Below are 4,442 nucleotides of genomic sequence, written 5' to 3' on the forward strand. Positions count from 1 at the left end.
GATGCATTATCTAAAACAGCATGACCATCAGTACGACGTAGTGATCCTTGATCCACCTGCGTTTGCCAAGAGTTTATCGGCCAGGCATCGGGCCGTACAGGGCTATAAACGGCTCAATGCGGAAGGGTTTCGCCGGGTAGCGAAAGGCGGAATTTTGTTTACGTTTTCGTGTTCTCAGGTAGTTGACCGGGAGTTGTTTTACAATACAATTGTGGCGGCTGCCATTGAAGCCGGTCGTCAGGTTCGCGTATTGCATCACCTGAGCCAACCCGCCGACCATCCGGTCAGTTTATTTCATCCGGAAGGCGGTTATCTGAAAGGATTGGTGCTTTGGGTGGAATAAATCGTTTCGCAGCGCATCTGGCTTAACCGAATGCGCGAATGCATTGTTGATAGAGAAAACAGAGGACGCCGATACAATCTTACCAGCTTTCCGCTAATTTTGGGTCACAACCGGCGTCCCGGCTATTCTTTTCGTATAACTCGATTACCTACATAGCTACTTATGGCTGAATTAATTCGAATGCCCAAGATGAGCGACACCATGACCGAAGGCGTCATTGCGGAGTGGCACAAAAAAGTGGGCGATAAAGTAAAATCCGGCGACGTACTGGCCGAAGTCGAAACCGACAAAGCGACGATGGATCTCGAAGCCTATGACGAAGGTACGTTGCTCTACATCGGTGTTGAAAAAGGCGCATCTGTGCCGGTAGATGGCGTATTGGCCGTTATCGGTGCTGATGGCGAAGACTACAAAGCATTGTTAGATGGTTCGAGCGGAGGAAGTCAGGAAGCGCCTGCTGCCCCTAAACCGGAGCCTGCACCGGCACCCGCCAACAGTGCAAGCGGTGATGTTGCTACAAAACTGCCCGATCAGAAAGCGGTTTCAGCGGCTCCTGCGGAGAACGTGAACGCAAACGTGATTCGGATGCCAAAAATGAGCGACACCATGACCGAAGGGGTTATTGTGGCCTGGCATAAGAAAGAAGGTGACACCGTAAAATCTGGCGACGTACTAGCCGAAGTCGAAACGGATAAAGCGACAATGGACCTTGAAGCGTATGACGAAGGTACGCTGCTGTATATTGGTGCCAAAGAAGGCTCGTCCGTTGCGGTTGATGACATTATTGCCGTTGTCGGCGAAAAGGGCGCGAACTTTAAAGTGCTGTTAGACGGTGGCGGAAGTGCTCCCGCCCCAGCTTCTGGTAAAGAAACTGCTACGGGTGAAGGAGGTAATCAAACGGCTCAACAGAATCCACAAGCCGATCTGCCGAAAAATGCTGACAGTGATCTGTCTTATGGTGGCGGTGAAGGCGATAACACCGAAACGAACGGTCGCCTGAAAGCGTCGCCGTTAGCTAAACGTATTGCTGAAGATAAAGGAATCAATCTGGCACAGGTAAAAGGAACCGGCCCTGAAGGACGTATCGTAAAAAGCGATGTCGAGTCGTTCACACCAGGTGCTGCTCCGGCTGCGAAACCTGCCGCTCCACAACCTGCCGCTGCACCCGCTCCGGCCCCTGCTGCTACGTCTGCTCCGGCACCGCAGCCAGCCCCAGCGCCCGCCGGGGAATACGAAGACGTTCCGGTTAGCCAGATGCGTAAGACGATTGCACGTCGATTGAGCGAAAGTCTGTTTACAGCTCCGCACTTCTACCTGACCATGGAGATCAACATGGACAAGGCAATGGAGTTACGTGGTACGGTGAATGCCGTTAGTCCGGTAAAAGTATCGTTCAATGATTTTGTGGTTAAAGCGGCTGCGCTGGCGCTGAAACAGCATCCGAACGTAAACTCGTCGTGGCTGGGCGATAAAATCCGAAAATACAAATACGTCAATATTGGTGTCGCCGTAGCTGTTGACGAAGGTCTGCTAGTACCGGTGATACGTAACGCTGATCAGAAAACACTGTCGACTATTTCGGGCGAAGTGAAAGATCTGGCGGGTAAAGCGAAAGATAAAAAGCTTCAGCCGAAAGATTGGGAAGGCAGTACGTTCTCCATCTCGAACCTCGGCATGTTTGGTATCGACGAATTTACGGCTATCATCAACCCACCGGATTCCTGCATTCTGGCCATCGGTACGATCAAGCAGAGTGTGAAATTTGAAGGAGATGTGCCTAAGCCAACGAATGTAATGAAAGTGACGCTCTCCTGCGACCACCGTGTGGTGGATGGTGCAACAGGGGCCGCTTTCCTGCAAACCGTGAAGCAACTGCTCGAAGATCCAATGCGGATGCTGGTATAAGTTTTTTGTCATTCCGACCGGAACGAATAGCCAATGGAGGAATGACAAAAACGATATAAAGAAAATGCCCCGGCTGAATAATTCAGCCGGGGCATTTTCTTTATGAAAGCCAAAATTATACGGTTGCGGGCTCCAGAGCGGCCTGTAGTTTTTGCTCCAGTACGTTGCGGGGAACCGCGCCGATTACTTTATCGACCAGTTGGCCTTTTTTGAAAATCATCAAAGTTGGGATGCTACGGATACCAAATTTAGCAGGTACCTGCGAGTGCTGATCAACATCCATTTTAGCAACAACGGCTTTGCCTTCGTACTCACCGGCAAGTTGTTCGACAACGGGGCCGATCATCTTACAGGGACCACACCACTCGGCCCAGAAATCTACTAAAACAGGTTTGTCAGAATTTATAAGATCGTTGAAGTTCGCGTCGGTCGCTTCTACGGCATGTGTTCCTGCTGCCATGACTGAAATGAGTTTATTATGTTGAACTTGTTTCATGGACATAAACCGTTTTCAACGCGTTTAGTTCATTAATTACGCTACCTTGCACGTAACGCCGTCCATCGCTTCGAGAGCCCGTAGGAACGTATTGGCCGGGAATACTTTCAGTGTGCGCGACTGCAAGCTGACTTCGATACGTTCCATTGGGTCTACTACGTTCAGCGACAAGGTGCAGGTGCCTGGATGGGCGTTGACCAGTTCATTAATCTGACTGACCAACTGCGCATTTAACGCATCCAGCGTAAGCGATACCCGAATTTCCTTGCAGAATTTTTCGCGCATTTCCGTCAACAGTCGGATCGTAGTAGGCTTGAATTCCAGGTTTTCCGAGTTCCAGCGATTTTGCGTTTTGCCCGTAATGTGTAAAAAACGACCTACGTCGATGTATTGGCCCAATCGAACGTAGTCATCGCCGAAGAGGGCTAATTCGATGGACGTACTATAATCCTCGATTTTGAAAATACAGAACGGATTACCATTCTTGGCGATTTTCGTCTGCATGGCCGACACGATCCCAGCTACCTTAATTTCGGGCGATTTGATCTCGAAGATTTTATCTAATGTACAGTTGCAGAAGCCTTCGAGTTCAAGTTTAAACTCATCAAGCGGATGGCCCGTGATGTAGAAACCCACTACGTCCTTCTCGAACTTCAATTTTTCAATCTGGTTCCACTCGGGCACGGTTGGCGCTTTCGGACGAGCGAGCATCGGCTCTCCACCCGTTAATGCACCGAATAGCGATTGTTGGGCGGCCGCTTTTTGTGTATGGTAAATGTTGGCGTACCGGATAAATTTTTACAGATACGGGCTGGTCTCGGTAGGGGGTACTTCAAAATACTGTGCCCGGTGATACTCATCCAAGGCATCGAACGCACCCGCGTAAGCCAGCGATTCGAGGGTTTTCTTATTAACAGTACGTAGATTGACCCGGATGGCAAAGTCGAAAATGTCTTTATAAGCACCACCCGCCTGACGTTCCTCAATAATGGCTTCCACTGCCGCATCACCCGCGCCTTTGATACCGCCCAGCCCAAACCGGATTTCACCTTTCTGGTTTACCGCAAACACCCGTTCTGATTCATTTACGTCGGGGCCGAGTACCGGAATGCCCAGATTCTTACACTCTTCCAGGAAAAACGTAATCTTTTCAATGTTCCCAAGGCTGCTTGTTAACACGGCCGCCATGTACTCCGATGGGTAGTACGTTTTGAGATAAGCCGTCTGATAAGCGACAAAGGCGTAGCAAGTTGAGTGCGATTTGTTGAACGCGTAGGACGCAAACGCTTCCCAGTCGGTCCAGACTTTCTCACAGGTTTTCAGGTTCAGTTTGTTGGCTGCGCAGCCTTCCATGAACTTCCCCTTCATCTTATCAAGCGTAGCCCGGTCTTTCTTCCCCATCGCCTTCCGCAGTACGTCGGCGTCGCCCTTGGTGAAGTTGCCAAGCTTCTGCGACAGCAGCATCAACTGCTCCTGATAGACCGTAATGCCATACGTATCAGCCAGAAACTCTTCCATTTCGGGGAGGTCGTATTTAACTTCCTCGCGGCCGTGTTTGCGGTTAATGTAGTTCGGAATGTACTGAATCGGACCAGGGCGATAGAGGGCGTTCATGGCAATAAGGTCCTCGAAACGGTCGGGCTTGAGGTCCTTCATGTGCTTTTTCATGCCGTCGGATTCGAACTGGAAAATGGCGTT

The 4,442-nt window shown here is 50.2% G+C and carries 2 protein-coding genes and 2 pseudogenes; 2 read left to right on the forward strand and 2 right to left on the reverse strand.

Going from position 1 to position 4,442, the window contains the following annotated elements; translation table 11 throughout:
* Both ACOJS8_RS12725 and ACOJS8_RS12730 read left to right on the forward strand, forming a co-directional pair.
* Positions 1 to 343, forward strand: a pseudogene (locus ACOJS8_RS12725) (class I SAM-dependent rRNA methyltransferase); the annotation flags it as partial.
* Positions 344 to 505: 162 nt separating this feature from the next.
* On the forward strand, positions 506 to 2,248 hold the full coding sequence (locus ACOJS8_RS12730) for a pyruvate dehydrogenase complex dihydrolipoamide acetyltransferase (RefSeq protein WP_420148918.1): 1,743 nt from the start codon (positions 506 to 508) through the stop codon (positions 2,246 to 2,248).
* Between the two features lie 115 nt (positions 2,249 to 2,363).
* Here ACOJS8_RS12730 and trxA read toward each other — a convergent pair whose 3' ends face one another.
* Together trxA and dnaE are read right to left on the reverse strand one after the other, a co-directional pair.
* Positions 2,364 to 2,708 (reverse strand): thioredoxin, encoded by a 345-nt coding sequence (gene trxA, locus ACOJS8_RS12735; RefSeq protein WP_420148919.1) that lies wholly within the window; start codon positions 2,706 to 2,708, stop codon positions 2,364 to 2,366.
* Between the two features lie 72 nt (positions 2,709 to 2,780).
* Positions 2,781 to 4,442, reverse strand: a pseudogene (dnaE, locus tag ACOJS8_RS12740) (DNA polymerase III subunit alpha); the annotation flags it as partial.

Source organism: Spirosoma sp. (genome assembly GCF_048594605.1).
In the GTDB taxonomy this organism is placed as follows: Bacteria; Bacteroidota; Bacteroidia; order Cytophagales; family Spirosomataceae; genus Spirosoma.

Bases quoted from the DNA above. Each gene is read 5' to 3' on its own strand.
- ACOJS8_RS12730 (WP_420148918.1), top strand. From the start codon at position 506: ATGGCTGAATTAATTCGAATGCCCAAGATGAGCGACACCATGACCGAA.
- trxA (WP_420148919.1), bottom strand. From the start codon at position 2,708: ATGGCAGCAGGAACACATGCCGTAGAAGCGACCGACGCGAACTTCAAC.